The organism is Ruegeria sp. BH6, assembly GCF_056538105.1.
This window is the reverse complement of record NZ_JBQFSR010000002.1, coordinates 377,183-393,025: the sequence shown is the minus strand read 5'-3', so window position 1 is coordinate 393,025 and position 15,843 is coordinate 377,183. Positions and strand designations below refer to the sequence as shown.

At 58.2% G+C, this 15,843-nt stretch carries 19 protein-coding genes; 13 read left to right on the top strand and 6 right to left on the bottom strand.

Annotation, left to right across the window (positions count from 1 at the left end):
• Positions 1-13 precede the first annotated feature (13 nt).
• From ACR0B8_RS07200 to ACR0B8_RS07170, 7 genes are all read left to right on the top strand, one after another.
• Entirely contained in the window at positions 14-733 is a 720-nt protein-coding gene (locus ACR0B8_RS07200) for a TSUP family transporter (protein WP_170376122.1), read from the top strand.
• 9 nt (positions 734-742) lie between these two features.
• Positions 743-1,096 (top strand): Mth938-like domain-containing protein, encoded by a 354-nt coding sequence (locus tag ACR0B8_RS07195; protein WP_170359064.1) that lies wholly within the window; start codon positions 743-745, stop codon positions 1,094-1,096.
• A 66-nt stretch (positions 1,097-1,162) separates the two neighbouring features.
• Entirely contained in the window at positions 1,163-1,777 is a 615-nt protein-coding gene (gene ccmA / locus ACR0B8_RS07190) for a heme ABC exporter ATP-binding protein CcmA (RefSeq protein WP_226688298.1), read from the top strand.
• The gene (ccmB, locus tag ACR0B8_RS07185; protein WP_170359060.1) at positions 1,774-2,430 is read left to right on the top strand and encodes a heme exporter protein CcmB; all 657 of its coding nucleotides are present in this window, start codon (positions 1,774-1,776) and stop codon (positions 2,428-2,430) included. The genes ccmA and ccmB overlap by 4 nt, the downstream gene beginning before the upstream one ends.
• Positions 2,431-2,491: 61 nt before the next feature.
• The gene (locus ACR0B8_RS07180; RefSeq protein ID WP_170359058.1) at positions 2,492-3,265 is read left to right on the top strand and encodes a heme ABC transporter permease; all 774 of its coding nucleotides are present in this window, start codon (positions 2,492-2,494) and stop codon (positions 3,263-3,265) included.
• Positions 3,262-3,420, top strand: a complete 159-nt coding sequence (ccmD, locus tag ACR0B8_RS07175) for a heme exporter protein CcmD (RefSeq protein WP_170349104.1) — start codon at positions 3,262-3,264, stop codon at positions 3,418-3,420. Before ACR0B8_RS07180 ends, ccmD begins: the two co-directional genes overlap by 4 nt.
• Complete coding sequence (locus ACR0B8_RS07170) at positions 3,413-3,952, top strand: DsbE family thiol:disulfide interchange protein (RefSeq protein WP_170349103.1); 540 nt, start codon at positions 3,413-3,415, stop codon at positions 3,950-3,952. Before ccmD ends, ACR0B8_RS07170 begins: the two co-directional genes overlap by 8 nt.
• A 76-nt stretch (positions 3,953-4,028) precedes the next feature.
• Here the strand turns inward: ACR0B8_RS07170 and acnA are convergent, their stop codons facing one another.
• The gene (gene acnA, locus ACR0B8_RS07165; RefSeq protein ID WP_170359056.1) at positions 4,029-6,719 is read right to left on the bottom strand and encodes an aconitate hydratase AcnA; all 2,691 of its coding nucleotides are present in this window, start codon (positions 6,717-6,719) and stop codon (positions 4,029-4,031) included.
• Positions 6,720-6,937: 218 nt separating this feature from the next.
• Here acnA and ACR0B8_RS07160 point away from each other — a divergent pair, with 218 nt between their 5' ends.
• Positions 6,938-7,639 carry a DUF1223 domain-containing protein gene (locus ACR0B8_RS07160; protein ID WP_480658080.1) on the top strand — a complete coding sequence of 234 codons (702 nt, stop codon included), beginning with the start codon at positions 6,938-6,940 and terminating at the stop codon, positions 7,637-7,639.
• On the opposite strand, the gene ACR0B8_RS07155 is transcribed toward ACR0B8_RS07160, so the two are convergent.
• The 4 genes from ACR0B8_RS07155 to purB all read right to left on the bottom strand — a co-directional run bounded on the left by ACR0B8_RS07155 (position 7,640) and on the right by purB (position 12,047).
• Positions 7,640-8,563, bottom strand: a complete 924-nt coding sequence (locus tag ACR0B8_RS07155) for a lysophospholipid acyltransferase family protein (protein WP_170359053.1) — start codon at positions 8,561-8,563, stop codon at positions 7,640-7,642.
• Positions 8,564-8,660: 97 nt separating this feature from the next.
• Positions 8,661-9,752, bottom strand: coding sequence for a flagellar motor switch protein FliG (locus ACR0B8_RS07150; RefSeq protein ID WP_480658082.1), 1,092 nt, complete (start codon positions 9,750-9,752; stop codon positions 8,661-8,663).
• Positions 9,753-9,820: 68 nt separating this feature from the next.
• The gene (locus ACR0B8_RS07145; protein WP_170359048.1) at positions 9,821-10,363 is read right to left on the bottom strand and encodes a tetratricopeptide repeat protein; all 543 of its coding nucleotides are present in this window, start codon (positions 10,361-10,363) and stop codon (positions 9,821-9,823) included.
• A gap of 379 nt (positions 10,364-10,742) precedes the next feature.
• Positions 10,743-12,047, bottom strand: coding sequence for an adenylosuccinate lyase (gene purB / locus ACR0B8_RS07140; protein WP_170359046.1), 1,305 nt, complete (start codon positions 12,045-12,047; stop codon positions 10,743-10,745).
• Between the two features lie 88 nt (positions 12,048-12,135).
• On the opposite strand from purB, the gene ACR0B8_RS07135 reads away from it, so the two are divergent.
• The 5 genes from ACR0B8_RS07135 to ACR0B8_RS07115 all read left to right on the top strand — a co-directional run bounded on the left by ACR0B8_RS07135 (position 12,136) and on the right by ACR0B8_RS07115 (position 14,602).
• Positions 12,136-12,468 carry a hypothetical protein gene (locus tag ACR0B8_RS07135; RefSeq protein WP_170349096.1) on the top strand — a complete coding sequence of 111 codons (333 nt, stop codon included), beginning with the start codon at positions 12,136-12,138 and terminating at the stop codon, positions 12,466-12,468.
• The gene (locus ACR0B8_RS07130) at positions 12,465-12,887 is read left to right on the top strand and encodes a DUF6314 family protein (RefSeq protein ID WP_170359044.1); all 423 of its coding nucleotides are present in this window, start codon (positions 12,465-12,467) and stop codon (positions 12,885-12,887) included. The genes ACR0B8_RS07135 and ACR0B8_RS07130 overlap by 4 nt, the downstream gene beginning before the upstream one ends.
• A gap of 76 nt (positions 12,888-12,963) precedes the next feature.
• On the top strand, positions 12,964-13,551 hold the full coding sequence (locus ACR0B8_RS07125; RefSeq protein ID WP_170359042.1) for a biotin transporter BioY: 588 nt from the start codon (positions 12,964-12,966) through the stop codon (positions 13,549-13,551).
• Between the two features lie 139 nt (positions 13,552-13,690).
• Positions 13,691-14,251 (top strand): hypothetical protein, encoded by a 561-nt coding sequence (locus tag ACR0B8_RS07120; protein ID WP_226688302.1) that lies wholly within the window; start codon positions 13,691-13,693, stop codon positions 14,249-14,251.
• A 12-nt stretch (positions 14,252-14,263) separates the two neighbouring features.
• Positions 14,264-14,602: a hypothetical protein gene (locus tag ACR0B8_RS07115; protein ID WP_226688303.1), complete on the top strand. Its 339-nt coding sequence runs from the start codon at positions 14,264-14,266 to the stop codon at positions 14,600-14,602.
• Between the two features lie 10 nt (positions 14,603-14,612).
• Here ACR0B8_RS07115 and ACR0B8_RS07110 read toward each other — a convergent pair whose 3' ends face one another.
• Positions 14,613-15,827, bottom strand: a complete 1,215-nt coding sequence (locus ACR0B8_RS07110) for a bifunctional alpha/beta hydrolase/OsmC family protein (protein ID WP_226688304.1) — start codon at positions 15,825-15,827, stop codon at positions 14,613-14,615.
• Between the last annotated feature and the right edge of the window lie 16 nt (positions 15,828-15,843).

Below are 15,843 nucleotides of genomic sequence, written 5' to 3'. Positions count from 1 at the left end.
CGGCCAGTCCCCAATGGGGCTGGCCGTTATCATTTTTGCGGCTTTCCTCGGCGGAGTTGTTCGCGGGTTTTCCGGATTCGGCACCGCACTGATTTTCCTTCCTCTTTCCACACCCTTCCTTGGTCCATTCGGAGCCATCATCGGCCTGACCATAATGGATATCTTCGGCCCATTGCCGAACCTGCGTCGCGCTTGGCATGTTGTGCATCGCAAGGATCTGTTGCGGCTGTTGGTGGGCTGTGCGCTGTTGCTTCCTGTAGGGTTATGGGTGCTGACCAAGGTTGAACCCGAGGTTTTCCGCTATGCCGTCAGTCTGCTGGCGCTGTTTATGCTGGCCGTGCTGATCCTAGGCTTGCGGTATCACGGCCATGTTGGTCGGGGGATGGTTGCGGGAATAGGTGCAGCGGCCGGGTTTCTGGGCGGCGTGGCGGGCTTGCCCGGCCCGGCGGTAATCCTGTTTTACATGTCGCGCCCCATACCGGTCGAAGTGATCCGCGCCACGATTTTATTGTTCCTGTTCGGGTTCGATTTCCTCCTGCTTGGGTTCCTGACCGGGATGGAGCGGATCACTTGGGCGGCGGCGGCATTGGGCCTTGCGTTGGCCGTGCCGAATTTGCTGGGCAACTGGCTAGGCGGTTGGTTGTTCCGGCCCGCGTATGAAAAGCTGTATCGCGCTGCGGCTTACCTGGCGATTGCGGTTGCGGCCTTGTCGGGCCTACCGCTTTGGGGCTAGAACACGGCCATGCGCCTGAATGAGATTTCCTATACCAACGCAGTCCCGGTTGACGGGTATGGCCCGGGCTTTTTTCGGATCGGTGGGCAGGTTTATGAGGGAGCCGTTCTGACAGGTCCCGCCGGAACCACGACCTGGAACGGGTATGAGGACAACGCGCCGCTGCTGGAACTTTCCGATACCGTGGACGTTTTGTTCATTGGCACCGGGGCTGAACTGAATCACATTCCTGCTGATCTGCGCACGGCCCTGGAAAATGCCGGGATCGGAGTTGAGATCATGAACTCTCCGGCTGCGTGCCGCACGTATAACGTGCTGTTGTCCGAAGGGCGGCGCGTTGCGCTGGCCTTATTGCCGGTCTGATCTGTCGGCAGGGCCTGCGTCAAATCTCACCTTTTGCGCCTGACGGCAATGAGATAAGCGGGACCCATGACACTGACTGTGACCGATCTGGCCGTCGCCCGTGGCGGCGTTCCTGTGCTTGAAGGGCTGAGCTTTGCTCTGCCGCCGGGCAAGGCGTTGATTCTGCGCGGGCCGAACGGGATCGGTAAGACGACCTTGCTGCGCACACTGGCCGGATTGCAGCCGCCGCTGGCGGGGCAGATTGACGGGGCTGAGGATCAGATCGCATATGCCTCGCATTCCGACGGGTTGAAGCCGACATTGACGGTGGTTGAGAATCTGACCTTTTGGGCCTCGGTCTTTGGCACTTATGAAATTCAGCCCGCGCTAGACGCCTTTGCGCTGAACGAATTGTCTGATCGCCATGCTGGCAACCTGTCGGCCGGGCAAAAACGGCGGTTGGGTCTGGCGCGCATGCTGGTCACGGGGCGGCCAATCTGGATGCTGGATGAGCCCACCGTATCACTGGACCGTAATGCAGTGCAGATGTTCGCTGATGCCGTTCGCGCGCATCTGGGGCAGGGCGGTTCGGCCCTGATCGCCACTCATATCGACCTTGGCCTGGACGGAGAAGTTCTGGATGTCGGCCGCAACAAGGCGAAACCCAAACCCATAGAAGATTTCGACGGAGGCTTCCTGTGATCGCCCTGTTGCTGCGTGACCTGAAACTGGCCTTCCGCGCGGGCGGGGGGTTTGGTCTCGGTCTGGCTTTTTTTCTGATCGTGACCGTTTTGGTGCCATTTTCAGTAGGGCCGCAATCCTCGCTGCTGTCGACCATCGCGCCGGGTGTTCTGTGGTTGGGCGCGCTGCTGGCCTGTCTGTTGTCGCTGGACCGCCTGCTTGCACTGGATTGGGAGGACGGCTCGCTTGACCTATTGGCCACCGCGCCGCTGCCGTTGGAAGCGGTAGTAACCATCAAGGCGCTGGCCCATTGGCTAACCACTGGCCTGCCACTTGTTCTGGCTGCTCCGTTTCTGGGCGTGTTGCTGAACCTGCCGGTGCTGGGGTTTTTCTGGCTGGTCGTATCGCTGTTGATCGGCACCCCGGCAATGAGTGTCATCGGCACTTTTGGCGCGGCCCTGACCGTGGGCCTGAAACGTGGCGGATTGCTGCTATCCCTGCTGGTCCTGCCGCTGTACGTGCCGACCCTGATCTTTGGGGCCGAAGTCGCGCGCCGTGGGGCGACGGGGATGGAAACCCAGACCCCGCTGTTGATGCTAGCGGGGATCACCGCCGCGACAATCGCCCTTTTGCCCTTTGCCAGCGCAGCGGTGCTGCGCATTAACCTTCGCTGACGTGGTCAAACTTTGACTGATGTCAATTGAGAACGAACCCGACTCGGACTAGATAAGGCCCATGTCTATCGCAGCCAAAGCCAACGCCCTCTGGGAATACGCCAATCCGCGCAAGTTCCTTGCCACCAGTGAACGGGTGATGCCGTTTTTCTGGGCATCATCGCTTGCCTGCATCGTGGTAGGGCTGGTGTGGGGGTTCTTCTTCACACCGGATGACTACAAGCAGGGATCGACGGTCAAGATTATCTATCTGCATGTGCCTGCTGCGCTGATGGCAATCAATTGCTGGCTGATGATGCTGGCGACCTCGCTGGTGTGGCTTGTGCGGCGCCACCATGTCAGCGCGCTGGCGGCGCGTGCAGCGGCCCCTGTGGGTATTGTGATGACCCTGATCGCGCTGGCGACCGGGGCGATCTGGGGGCAGCCAATGTGGGGCACCTGGTGGGCCTGGGATCCGCGCCTGACCTCGTTCCTGATCCTGTTCCTGTTCTATCTGGGCTATGTCGCACTGTGGGAAGCTATCGAAGACCCTGATACGGCGGCCGATCTGACCTCGGTCCTGTGTCTGGTCGGGTCTGTCTTTGCGCTGCTCAGCCGCTATGCCGTGAATTTTTGGAATCAGGGGCTGCATCAGGGCGCATCCGTGATGCGGGCCGCCGCCGTGACAGGGGCGGATACCGAAGAGAAGGTCAGCAATATCTATTTCTACCCACTTTTGTTGTGCATCATCGGGTTTGTACTGCTGTTCATTGCTCTTGTTTTGTACCGCACGGGCACGGAAATTCGCGCGCGCCGGGTCAAGGCGCTGTTGGCGCGGGAAAGGGTAAGCGGATGATCCCTGATCTCGGAAAATATGCCGATACGGTTCTCTGGTCCTATGCGGCCTCGATCGGATTGCTGGCACTGCTGATTGTGTTCAGCATCGTACGTGGCCGCAAGGTTCGGGCCGAGATGGAAAAGGTCGAGCAAAGGATGACGCGCAATGGCTAAAATCTCACCCCTGATGATTGCGCCGCCGCTGATTTTTGGTGCTTTCGCCGTTCTAGCGGGCATCGGCATGTTCCGCGATGACCCCAACGCGTTACCGTCGGCCCGCGAAGGCCAACCCGCGCCGCCGGTGGTCCTGACGGAATTCGCGGGCAAGACAGGGTTTGATGATGCCACGCTGCGGGACGGAGAGGTCAAGCTGGTCAACTATTGGGCCAGCTGGTGCGCGCCGTGCCGGGTTGAACATCCCAACCTGCAGGCCCTGTCAGATGAGGGCATCCCCGTTTACGGCATCAATTACAAGGATCAACTGGCAAACGCCGAAGCCTTCCTGACCGAACTGGGCGACCCCTATGCCGGAATCGGCCGGGACGAGCAGGGGCGTATGGGATTGGACTGGGGCGTTTATGGCGTGCCCGAGACCTATGTGATCGATGGTGAGGGCACGATCATCCTGCGCTTTGCCGGGCCGATAACTCAGCGCGTGATCGAAAGCACGATCCGTCCGGCGTTGGAAAAAGCGGCAGGCAACTAAAGCCGCGATGGTTTAACCAAATGAGAAATGAAAAAAGGCGTCCAATCGGACGCCCTTAATTTTATAGCGCGCAGATTTAACCAGCTTTCGCCAAGTTCCGCAGCACATATTGAAGCACACCGCCGTTTTCGACGTATTCGATCTCGGGCGCGGTATCTATGCGGCACTTGAGGGTGATGGTCTTTGTGGTGCCGTCGCCATAGGTGATAGTGCAGGGCACCTCTTGCAATGGTTCAACCTTATCCAGACCATCAATCGAGACCGTCTCATCCCCCTTTAGCCCTAGAGATTTCCGGGTGTCGCCGCCGGTAAATTCGAAGGGGATCACGCCCATGCCAACCAGGTTAGACCGGTGGATGCGCTCAAAGCTTTCGGCGATCACGGCCTTGATGCCCAGCAACGCGGTACCCTTTGCCGCCCAATCGCGTGAGGACCCGGCGCCGTATTGCTGCCCCCCAAAAACCACAAGCGGAACGCCCTGTTCCTGATAGGCCATCGACGCGTCGTAGATCGAGGTCTGCTGACCGTCCGGACCTTTGGTATAACCGCCCTCGACGCCATCCAGCATCTCGTTTTTGATGCGGATATTGGCGAACGTGCCGCGCATCATGACCTCGTGATTGCCTCGGCGCGAACCATACGAGTTGAACTCGCGCGGCTGGACCTGACGCTCTGTCAGGTACTTACCCGCAGGCGAGGTTGCCGCAAAAGACCCCGCAGGTGAGATGTGGTCGGTGGTGACCATGTCGCCCAGAATGGCTAGAACCTTGGCGCCGTCGATGTTCGAGATGGTACCCGGTTCGGGGCTCATTCCCTGAAAATAGGGCGGGTTCTGGATGTAGGTCGAGGTCGGCGGCCAGTCATAGGTTTCCTGTTGCGGAACTTCGACCGCCTGCCATTTGTCGTCGCCTTTGAACACGTCGGCATATTTCGACTGAAATGCCTCGCGGGTGACGGTTTCCTGCACCAGATCGGCGATTTCCTTCTGGTCGGGCCAGATATCTTTCATGAACACATCATTGCCGTCCTTGTCCTGACCGATCGGTTCCGAGGTCAGGTCGATATCCATGGTGCCCGCCAGCGCATAGACCACCACCAGCGGAGGGGAAGCCAGATAGTTGGCGCGCACATCCGGCGAAATCCGACCCTCAAAGTTGCGGTTGCCCGACAGAACCGAGGTGGCGACCAGATCGCCCTCGGCAATCGCTTCGCTGATTTCCTTCTGGATCGGACCCGAGTTACCGATACAGGTGGTGCAGCCATAGCCCACAAGGTTGAACCCGATGGCGTCCAGATGCTGTTGCAGCCCTGCAGACTCAAGATATTCGGTCACAACCTGCGATCCGGGAGCCAGCGAGGTCTTGACCCAAGGCTGACGGTTCAGGCCCAGTTCATGCGCCTTTTTCGCCACCAGACCGGCCCCGATCATCACATAGGGGTTCGATGTGTTGGTGCATGAGGTGATCGAGGCGATTACCACCTTGCCCGATTCCATAGTGTAGTCTTCGCCTTTGACCGCGACTTCCTTGGCCATCGGGCGTTTGAAGGTCTCAGCCATTTCCTTGGTGAAAGCGGCTTTGGCGCCAGTCAGCGCGACATAGTCCTGTGGACGTTTCGGACCCGATATGGCCGGAACGATAGTGCCCATGTTGAGCGACAGGGTGTCCGTGTAGATCGGGGCGTAGTTTTCATCCCGCCACAGGCCGTTTTCTTTGGCGTAAGCCTCAACCAGCGCCAGGCGATCCTCGTCGCGTCCGGTATTGCGCATATAGCGCAGGGTTTCGCCATCAATCGGGAAGAAACCGCAGGTCGCGCCGTATTCCGGTGCCATGTTGGCAATGGTCGCGCGGTCAGCCAATGGCAGGCGATCCAGGCCGCTGCCGTAGAATTCGACGAATTTACCGACGACGCCCTTCGCGCGCAGCATTTCGACCACTTTCAGAACCAGATCGGTGCCGGTAGTGCCCTCGACCATCGCGCCGGTCAGCTCGAAGCCAACAACCTCGGGGATCAGCATCGAAATCGGCTGGCCCAGCATCGCGGCCTCGGCCTCGATCCCGCCAACGCCCCAGCCCAGAACGGCCATGCCGTTGACCATGGTGGTGTGGCTGTCGGTGCCGACCAGAGTATCGGGATAGGCAACTTCCTCTCCGTTCTGGTCTTTGTCGCTCCAGACGGTTTGGGCCAGATATTCAAGGTTTACCTGATGGCAGATGCCGGTGCCAGGTGGCACAACGCGGAAATTGTCAAACGCCGACTGCCCCCATTTCAGAAACTGATAGCGTTCCATGTTTCGTTCATATTCGCGATCCACGTTCATCTGGAATGCGCGCGGATTGCCAAACGCATCAATCATGACTGAGTGGTCGATGACCAGATCCACCGGGTTCAACGGATTGATCTTTTGCGCGTCACCACCCAGCGCCTTGATCCCGTCACGCATTGCGGCCAAATCAACGACGGCCGGAACGCCCGTGAAGTCCTGCATCAATACGCGGGCAGGGCGATAGGCAATCTCGCGCGGGTTTTTACCACCATTTGCGCCCCATTCGGCAAAGGCTTTGATGTCATCAACCGAGACAGAAAACCCGTCATCCTCAAACCGCAGGATGTTTTCCAACACCACTTTCAGTGCCGCAGGGAGTCTGGAAAAATCACCTAGACCGGCCTCTTGCGCGGCGCGAATCGAGTAATAGGCAATGGACTTGCCGTTCACGCTCAGGCTGCGGCGTGTCTTGGCGCTATCCTTTCCAACGGAAATGGGCATTGTTGGCCTCCCTTTCAAAATATTGGGTTTGGGGATTTGCTGATTGTTTTCTGGAGCATGATTGCCGTGCATTCAAGGCTTAGATACCTTGACTTCTAAATTGTATGCTAACGTATACAATTCAAGGGCGATTGTTTTAAATCTCAAGAAACCTTGATTGGCGGTTGAGCGTCGATCCGTTTAAACCGGATAAGCACCCCAAAAGCCCGAGATTTCATATGTTCAGAATTGCTCCTGTCACTGTGTTTGTTTCCCTGTTTCTGGCCACCTCAGCCGTGGCCGAGAATGACCCGGTTGTGGTCGAACTGTTCACATCACAAGGGTGTTCGTCCTGCCCGCCAGCCGATGAGTTGATGCATGATCTGGCACAACGTGACGATGTGATCGGACTGGCCCTGCATGTGGATTATTGGGACTATATTGGTTGGAAGGACGAATATGCCGATCCCAATCACACCCTGCGTCAGCGCGCCTATGCGCGTCAGGGCGGGCGGTCGATGATCTACACGCCGCAGATGGTTATCAACGGTCAGCAGGATGTGGTCGGTGCAAAGTCGCAGGAGTTGGAGTATCTGATCGATGCCCATCTCAAAGCTGCGCCCGAGGCCGAAGTGGTGGCGACCCGTTCGGGCAACGATGTCAAGGTCGATGTGACGCCGGTCGAACTGCCAGAGGGTGAGCTTTTTGACGTGCGCGTGGTGCAGTATGCGCCGATGCGCCATGCCTCGATCCGCAGAGGAGAGCTGGCAGGGCATGAGCTGGACTATGCAAATGTTGTAGATACCTGGCAGGTCGCCGGGCAGTGGGACGGGGTGGCGCCGCAGAAGTTTTCGGCGGTGTTGACCTCGGACCTGCCAGCGGTCGTACTTTTGCAGAAGGTTGGGCATGGCCCAATCGTTGCCGCCACCAAGGTAAAGTGATCAGGGCATATCCTCGGGCTGAACGCCAAGTCCGTTCCAGGCTTTCCAGCGTCGGTGAATCCAGAACCATTGTCCCATGTGCTGCCGTACCACGGCCTCAAGATCATCATTGGTGAACTGGGTCATGGTCTTGGCGTCAGTATGCGGAACCGGGTTATGCAGGACGATTTCGAAATCAATGCCATTAGGCTGGCGGATCGCATAGCACGGGATCAGTTCGGCTTTGTATTTCATCGCCAATTCGGCGTTCAAGACGGATGTCACGGCCGGTTTGCCAAAAAACGTCAGCTCTTCCCCGCCGTGGGCGTGCAGGTCTGAGACGATGGCAATGATACCGCCGCTCTTAAGGGAGCGCACCATTTCAACCATGCCGCGGCGGCCCTGTTCGAACATCGGCGCGCCGGTTTTGTAGAACGCGTCGACATACATGTCGTTAAAATAGGGGTTTGCCATGCGACGATAGAGGCATCCAATGGGCTGTCCACTGCGGGTTTGCAGGGCGATCCGCGCTGCCAGGTAGTGACCGAAATGCGCGGTTATCATCATGACGGGTCGCCCTTCGGCCACGGCGGCGTCAAAGGCAGCAATGCCGGGGCCGGACACCTTGGCGCTGGCCTGCCGTTCCGTGAAGCCTTCTGGCGAAAAGTGCTCCATGATGGCGCGACCTGCATTGTCGGGTACAGCACGACAGATGCGTTTTACCTCGGCGTCCGACAGGTCGGGGCGGGTGAGTTTCAGGTTGCTGCGCACGCGCTTGGTGAACCCGACCAAAGGGGCAAGCCCGCGTACGATGGCCCCCATCGTTGCGATACGCCGTTCATACGGCAACAGCCGCATTGCCCCGATTACACCTTTCAGAAACAGGCCGGTGACATAATATTTTCGAAGCGCCCCGCGGCTTAGTTCCGACTTTTCGACGGGCATAATCTGGTCTCACCGGCTGTTGCATTTTGCCGGGTCAGACATACAAGGCACATTCCGCGACCACAAGCATTCCTATGGCTTAAGTCGTGGTGCTTGCCTATTCCTCATCTTCTTCTTCGATCAGGGCGATCGTTCCTTCGTCAACCAGGGCACGAATAGCGCCAACAATCTGTGTCATGGCCTTTTCAGCCTCGGGCTGCTTGACTTTGCTGCGTTCGCCGATTTCTTCGCGTAGGTTGTCGGCCATTCGCGATGAAATGTTGGACAAAAGGAATTCGGTTGTATTTTGGTCATCCTCAGCAGTGGCCCCGGCCAACGCGGTGACCAGATCGGCCTGATCCACACTGCGGAGAACCGCCGGGACGTCGCGTGACAGAATACGGGCTGGGATATGCGCAAAGGTAAAGATCGAACGGCGCACGACGCTGGCGAAATCCGAATCCTCTTCGTCTAGCGCGGTCAGCAACCCGTCTCGGGTTGAGGCCGCCGACTGGTTCAGAATTGCGCCCACGCGCGCCCCGGGACCATCCGCAAACGCCTGCGACGGCCTTTGGTCCAGCTGAGCCGCCAGCGACCAGCCGATGCGTTCCACCGCCTCGGGTGTGACATTGGCGGTTTTCGAAATCGCATAGGTGATCTGACGGGCAACAGGACCGGGCAGGTTTCCCAAAAGCTGCGCGGCCTTTGCGGTATCCAGTTTTGATAGCATCACGGCGGCGATCTCGGTGCTTTCTGCTTGTGCCATGGCAGCCAGGTCTTCATTTGGTACCTCGCGCAGCCGTTGCCAGGGATCACCAATCTGGCGCACTCCGGCCACCTTACGCAGCCGCGCGGCTGTAGCTGGGGCAATCTTACCATCCACCGCGTCCAAAGCACCGGCCAGACCGTGCGGGAAAGAAAGGCCGACGCTGTCCAGCGCCTGTGCAAACTCCTGCGCCACTGCGTCCAATGTTACACGATCCACTAGCCCCATCTCACCCAGCTGATGGGTCAGTTTTTCCTGCAAATCGTCGGGAAGGTCTTCCAGCGGGATATCCGCGCCTTCATTCAGCAGCAGCCGCACGACCACGGCGGCCTTCTGTCGGTTGCTGAGCGCGCGAGGAATGACGCGAGGCGCTTCACTGTCCGCCTGATTTGTCACCGGAGCCGCCCCCGGTGCCACCTGTATCAAAGTGTTTGTATCCTGCATCTGCCTGCGGTGCCATAGTTGCGTTCCACAGGCAGATTACGGAGAGTCGGGTAAAGAAAGGCTGAAGCTTAGTAGTTATAGGTCAGCCCGGTGCGGATTGCCTCGCGCAGCGACGCCTCGGCCCAGCTACCTTCACCACCGCGCGCCTTGATCTCGCGCCATTGTGCAATTGCCAAATCGGTTTTCCCTTCGGCCACAAAGCCCTGACCCATATAGCTGCGTGCTAGGATATTGTCGGGGTTGGTTTCGATGGCGTTGGAATAAAAGACATTGGCCAGCTCAAGCTCACCCATTTTGCGATAGGTAAAGCCCCAGTAGGTCTGCACACGATCATCGTTTTGATCCATGATGCGCAGAATATTCTGAGCGTTTTCTAACTGGCCGTCATATGCCAATTCCCGCACGGCTTCATACAGCTCATCTTGGGTGAAGTTGGTCTTGTCCGGCTTGACACAGCGCCCGGCATCCTTGTCGTAAACGCGGCCAAACAGGCATTTCTTGGTTGTGTTCGTTGGCTTGGGTGCGGCGCCGCTTCCACCGCCCGCAGCGTATGCCGCCGGTGCAAAGACAAAGGCCTGAAGGGCAATAGCTGAAACTAATACAAGACGCATTTTCCTACTCCGTTCTCTGGGCTGCTCTGATCAAGCATAGTGCGATCTGATAAAAAGCTAACAATCGCGCCTTCGCTTTTATTCACAAGTAGGAAATATAATTCTCAGCTGTTTACGATTTTCGCGCAGGTTTGGGTTTCGGAATCCCAATATGTCCCTTCTGCGCAGGACTGGGTTTGCTTGGAATGGCCAGTACAGGCCAAAGCGACCGAAGCTGAAAACGTAAGGGCCAAGGCGCAGAGAATGGTGCGTATCATGCTATTTCTCCCGTTCGGAAATATACGCGCACCATAGCTGATTTTGACCCGTCTGGCAAAAGAGCAGGGCCCGGATCGCGTTGTGCGAACCGGGCCCTTTGAACTGACTGAACGGTCAGGGTTTATTCGCCAAACACGCGGGCAAAGATCGTGTCGACGTGTTTGGTGTGGTAACCGAGGTCGAACTTCTCTTCGATTTCATCAGGGCTCAGCGCTGCGGTGACATCAGCGTCGGCAAGCAGTTCTTCTTTGAAGTCGGTGCGATGCTCCCACACTTTCAACGCGTTGCGCTGAACCATGGCATAAGCATCTTCGCGGCTGACCCCTGCTTGCGTCAGCGCCAGCAGAACCCGCTGGCTCATCACCAGACCGGGGAACTTGTTCATGTTCTCCAGCATGTTCTCAGGGAAGATCAGCATCTTGTCGACCACGCCGGTTAGGCGGGCCAACGCAAAATCCAGCGTGATTGTCGCATCCGGGCCGATCATGCGTTCGACCGAGGAATGCGAGATATCGCGTTCATGCCAGAGCGCTACGTTTTCCATCGCTGGGATCACCGCCGCGCGCACCATGCGCGCCAGACCGGTCAGATTCTCCGTCAGCACCGGGTTTTTCTTGTGCGGCATGGCCGAGGAGCCTTTCTGGCCCATCGAGAAGAACTCGGCCCCCTCCAACACCTCGGTCCGCTGCATGTGGCGGATTTCGATGGCGATGTTTTCGATGCTGCTGGCGATGACGCCAAGGGTCGCAAAGAAGGCCGCGTGGCGGTCACGCGGGATGACCTGCGTGCTGATCGGTTCAGGCACCAGACCTAGCTGATCGCAGACATGCTCTTCTACGCGAGGGTCGATATTGGCGAAAGTGCCGACCGCACCACTGATCGCACCGGTGGCGATTTCGGCACGGGCGTCGCGCATGCGTGACAGGTTGCGGTCCATCTCGGCATAGAATCGGGCAAAGGTCAGACCCATTGTGGTGGGTTCCGCATGGATGCCGTGGCTACGACCGATGCGGACGGTGTTCTTGTGTTCGATCGCGCGGCGTTTCAGGGCGGCCAGCAGGCTTTCGAGGTCAGCAATCAGCAGGTCCGCGGCGCGGGTGAGCTGTACGTTCAGGCAGGTGTCAAGTACATCCGAAGAGGTCATGCCCTGATGGACAAAGCGTGCCTCTTCACTGCCGACATGCTCGGCCAGATGGGTCAAAAAGGCGATAACGTCGTGCTTGGTGACGGCCTCGATCTCATCAATGCGGGCCACGTCGAATTCCACGTCCTTGGCCTTCCACACCGCCTCGGCGTTTTCGCGCGGGATGACGCCCAGATCAGCCATGGCGTCGCAGGCGTGGGCCTCGATCTCGAACCAGATGCGGAACTTGGTCTCGGGCGACCAGATGGCAACCATATCGGGGCGGGAATAACGTGGAATCATTGGCGGTGAGACCTTTTTGTGTTTGGGATAGAGCGTTGGCGCGGGGTTTAAACCCAGCCGCACAAGGGAACAAGGCACGAGTGCAAGTATGAGACGGTTTGCCCTGATTTTGGCCGTTTGGCCCGGTTTTTTGGCCGCGGAAGAGTTCCGGACACTGACCGGAGACGAGATTCTGGATGCCCTGACCGGCCAGAAGCTCGATTACGGGGACGGCGTCTGGCAGACATTCGATGAAACGATGCTGACGCAGTATTACTCGGGTCGCCCAAGCGCGGGCCGTTGGGCGGTGCGCGAGGATCGGTATTGCTCGGTCTGGCCGCCATCTGATTTGTGGGCCTGTTATGACGTTCAGAAAAAGGGTGACGTGATCCGGTTCGTCGATGACAGCGGAGGCACCACCGACGGGACCTATGCCGAATGACCCAGCCGCGCAGCCTATCCGAGTTCGAAGGGAGCTGGAGTCTGAGCCGAACCATAAACGACGCGCGGGCAGGGCAGTTCGTGCAAGCCGAAGGTCACGCGGTTCTGCGCCCGGCTGAAAATGGGTTAATCTATGATGAAGAGGTCACGCTGCGCATTCCGGGTCAGGCCGAGATGACAGGCACCCGGCGCTACCTGTGGCGGGATGCAGGCGAAGGGATTGCGGTTCATTTCGAAGACGGACGGTTTTTTCATACATTGAAGCTGGAGCATTCGCAGTCTAGGGATCATCATGATTGTCCGCCAGATAGCTATGATGCGGTCTATGATTTCTCAGCCTGGCCGGTTTGGTCCGTCCGCTGGACGGTGAACGGACCGCGAAAAGCCTATGAAATGAAAACCGAATACCGCCCTCGATAGCGCAATCATCTTGAAGTCTCGATGTGAAATGGGCCATCCTGTGCCCCAATTTCCATCCGAACGTGGAGAAACGAAAATGACTACAAATGTTCTGGCCGAAGCAATCGGTCCGCGCGAGGGCACAGCGCTGCGCGTGAAACAGGTGGCCTTGGTCGCGGTGGGTATCGTTACGCTGGCGATTGCCGCAAAGATTAAGGTTCCGATGTGGCCGGTACCGATCACCATGGGTACCTTTGCCGTTCTGACCATCGGTACCGCCTATGGTGCGCGTCTGGGTCTGATCACCATGCTGGGCTATCTGTTGATCGGCGCGCTGGGTTTTGACGTCTTCGCCGGGTCCTCGGCCGAGAAATTTGGGCTGACTTACATGATGGGCGGCACTGGCGGCTATCTGGTCGGCTACCTGATGGCTACCGTACTACTGGGCGCGTTGGCCGCGCGCGGTTGGGATCGCTCGGTCGGGAAACTGGCGCTGGCGCTGGTGCTGGCAAATGTACTGATCTATGTGCCCGGCCTGCTTTGGCTGGGTCAGCTCTATGGTTGGGATAAGCCGATCCTGGAATGGGGTCTGACGCCCTTCCTGATGGGGGATGTGATCAAACTGGCGCTGGCCGCTCTGCTGATCCCCGGCCTGTGGAAACTGGTTGGCGACGCCCGCAACTGATTTCCGAATAACTTTGTGAATGACACCGCGCCCAAAGCAATCCGGGCGCGGTTTTTTGTGGCCTATTCCAAGAGATGCTGGACAAAACCGGCCACCGCAGTCCAAGCTGCATTCAACGAAAACATCAGGTTATTTAGAAATGAGAATTTTTACTGGCTCGACTCTGGCCGCCTGTGCCGCCCTGTGGTTAGGGGCTGTGACACCGGCGTCTGCGGATACTCCTGTCACATACACCGAAGCAGGGCGCGCCCTGTTTGGCTTTTCGGTGCCCGACTATTGGGTCGTACGAACGGGCGGCCCGCGTGAGATTGAGGATACTGAACTGGGTGATCTTCGCGCTGTCGCACGTGTCATGGCCATACGGCCTTTGACCGATGACAACGTCTGGATGGGGTTCGTTTCACCTGCTGGCGTAAAGTCAATTAAGGATGGACTGCAATATCTTGAAGATATTGATAAGTTTCTTGTAAAAGATCCCGAAGTTACCAACACGTCCGACACACGAATTGGCGGTTTACCGGCGCGGGTGATCCGGGGGACCGGTACCCGCGACGGGCGTGGCATTAACTTTACGGCCTCGGTCATTGACCTGCCAAACAGTCGCGTGGCCGTTGTTGTCGCGATCCTGCGCAATGGCGCTGATCCGGCATATGTTGACGACCTGAATGCCGTTTTCGCGTCGTTTCGGGCCTCGCAGTAAGGAGATGTGCTGATGATCACAAAACGTATCAAACGTACAATCCTTGCGCTGGGGCTTGGGGCTGCAGGTTTTACGCTCTCTGCATGTGATGGTGTTTCAGTTGGTGTCGGCTATGGATACGGTTACGACCCGTTTTATGACTCGATGCTGTGGAATGACTACTATCGACGCGATGTTGACGTAGATATTGACGTCGACCGGCCTCCGCGGCCGAAACCGCCTGCTGGCAAACCTCCGGCAAGACCAAAGCCGCCGGTTGCAAAACCACCTGCGCGACCGCGTCCGCCAGTGGCGCGACCACCCACAGCCAGACCGCCGATCCATCGCCCGGCGCCACGACCGCGCAGATAGTTTCAGAGGGTCAGGTCAGAAGTTCCGTAGTGATATGGGCTGACCCTTCCAACGTTCTGTGTACAGGGCATTTATCTGCAATCTCCAGCAGCCGGGTACGCTGTTCCTGATCCAGCGGTCCTTCCAAGCGAATCTTGCGACGGAACACGTCGATCTTGCCGTCTCCTGCAAGACCGGCATCCTGACCATGTACTTTGTTGTGGCAGACATCGACCGAGATACCCGTCAGTGGCCACCGCTTGCGCCGCGCATACATGCGGATCGTCATCGACGTACACGCCCCCAGACCCGAGGAAACAAAGCCATAAGGCGACATGCCCCGATCCGTACCGCCATAGGATTCAGGCTCGTCCGCAACCGCGTGATGCCGGGGGCCGGATTGGATATCCTGCAAATACCCGGAGGGATCAACTTCGGTCACGCGCACCACGCCCTCGGGCGCGCCCGGCGGCGGTGCCGGTGGGCAGAGTGTGACGTATCGCTTGACCCATGCGGCGATCACATCCGCCGCGTATTCCGCATCCGAGGCACGCGTGATCAGGTGATCGGCATCGTCCAACGTAACAAAGCTTTTGGGATGTTTGGCAGCAAGAAAGATGGTGCTGGCATTGTCGATGCTGACGGTTTCATCCCGGGGGGCGTGCAGGACCAGGAGGGCAGCTTTAAGGTCGCCAATGGCAGGAGACAGAGCCGTTTCTGAAATGTCGTCGACAAAAGCCTTGCCGATGCGGAACGGGCGACCACCCAGCATAACCTCGGCTGATCCCTCCTGTTCGATCTGGGGCAGTGCAGCCTCAAAATGGTGCGAGACATGTCCAGGATCGGCTGGTGCGCCCAGCGTGACTACTGCCTTGACGCTTGGGATACCTGCGCGCGCACGTAGAACGGCAGCCCCACCCAATGAGTGACCGATCAGCAAGGCGGGAGCCATGTTTCGCCCGGCCAGATAATGCGCGGCGGCAATCAGGTCTTCTACATTCGAGGAAAAGGTGGTGTTCGCGAACTCTCCGCCCGAATGGCCCAGACCGGTGAAGTCAAAACGCAACACAGCAATGCCCATAGCCGCCAGACGCGCAGCAATACGGCGGGCGGCGGGAATATCTTTGGAACAGGTAAAACAATGCGCAAACAACGCGGTCGCAAGTACCGGTCCATCCGGCAAATCAAGGCGCGCAGCCAGCTGGTTGCCGTCGTGACCGGCAAAAGTGATGCGTTCGGTGGGCATGACAATTCCTTACTTA

Coding starts and splice junctions, on each gene's coding strand:
- ccmD (WP_170349104.1), top strand. CDS start 3,262: ATGATCCCTGATCTCGGAAAATATGCCGATACGGTTCTCTGGTCCTAT.
- ACR0B8_RS07150 (WP_480658082.1), bottom strand. CDS start 9,752: ATGCAGGATACAAACACTTTGATACAGGTGGCACCGGGGGCGGCTCCG.
- ACR0B8_RS07160 (WP_480658080.1), top strand. CDS start 6,938: ATGTTCAGAATTGCTCCTGTCACTGTGTTTGTTTCCCTGTTTCTGGCC.
- ACR0B8_RS07170 (WP_170349103.1), top strand. CDS start 3,413: ATGGCTAAAATCTCACCCCTGATGATTGCGCCGCCGCTGATTTTTGGT.
- ACR0B8_RS07120 (WP_226688302.1), top strand. CDS start 13,691: ATGAGAATTTTTACTGGCTCGACTCTGGCCGCCTGTGCCGCCCTGTGG.
- purB (WP_170359046.1), bottom strand. CDS start 12,047: ATGATTCCACGTTATTCCCGCCCCGATATGGTTGCCATCTGGTCGCCC.
- ACR0B8_RS07195 (WP_170359064.1), top strand. CDS start 743: ATGCGCCTGAATGAGATTTCCTATACCAACGCAGTCCCGGTTGACGGG.
- acnA (WP_170359056.1), bottom strand. CDS start 6,719: ATGCCCATTTCCGTTGGAAAGGATAGCGCCAAGACACGCCGCAGCCTG.
- ACR0B8_RS07180 (WP_170359058.1), top strand. CDS start 2,492: ATGTCTATCGCAGCCAAAGCCAACGCCCTCTGGGAATACGCCAATCCG.
- ACR0B8_RS07125 (WP_170359042.1), top strand. CDS start 12,964: ATGACTACAAATGTTCTGGCCGAAGCAATCGGTCCGCGCGAGGGCACA.
- ccmA (WP_226688298.1), top strand. CDS start 1,163: ATGACACTGACTGTGACCGATCTGGCCGTCGCCCGTGGCGGCGTTCCT.
- ACR0B8_RS07155 (WP_170359053.1), bottom strand. CDS start 8,563: ATGCCCGTCGAAAAGTCGGAACTAAGCCGCGGGGCGCTTCGAAAATAT.
- ACR0B8_RS07200 (WP_170376122.1), top strand. CDS start 14: ATGGGGCTGGCCGTTATCATTTTTGCGGCTTTCCTCGGCGGAGTTGTT.
- ACR0B8_RS07130 (WP_170359044.1), top strand. CDS start 12,465: ATGACCCAGCCGCGCAGCCTATCCGAGTTCGAAGGGAGCTGGAGTCTG.
- ACR0B8_RS07135 (WP_170349096.1), top strand. CDS start 12,136: ATGAGACGGTTTGCCCTGATTTTGGCCGTTTGGCCCGGTTTTTTGGCC.
- ACR0B8_RS07115 (WP_226688303.1), top strand. CDS start 14,264: ATGATCACAAAACGTATCAAACGTACAATCCTTGCGCTGGGGCTTGGG.
- ACR0B8_RS07110 (WP_226688304.1), bottom strand. CDS start 15,827: ATGCCCACCGAACGCATCACTTTTGCCGGTCACGACGGCAACCAGCTG.
- ACR0B8_RS07145 (WP_170359048.1), bottom strand. CDS start 10,363: ATGCGTCTTGTATTAGTTTCAGCTATTGCCCTTCAGGCCTTTGTCTTT.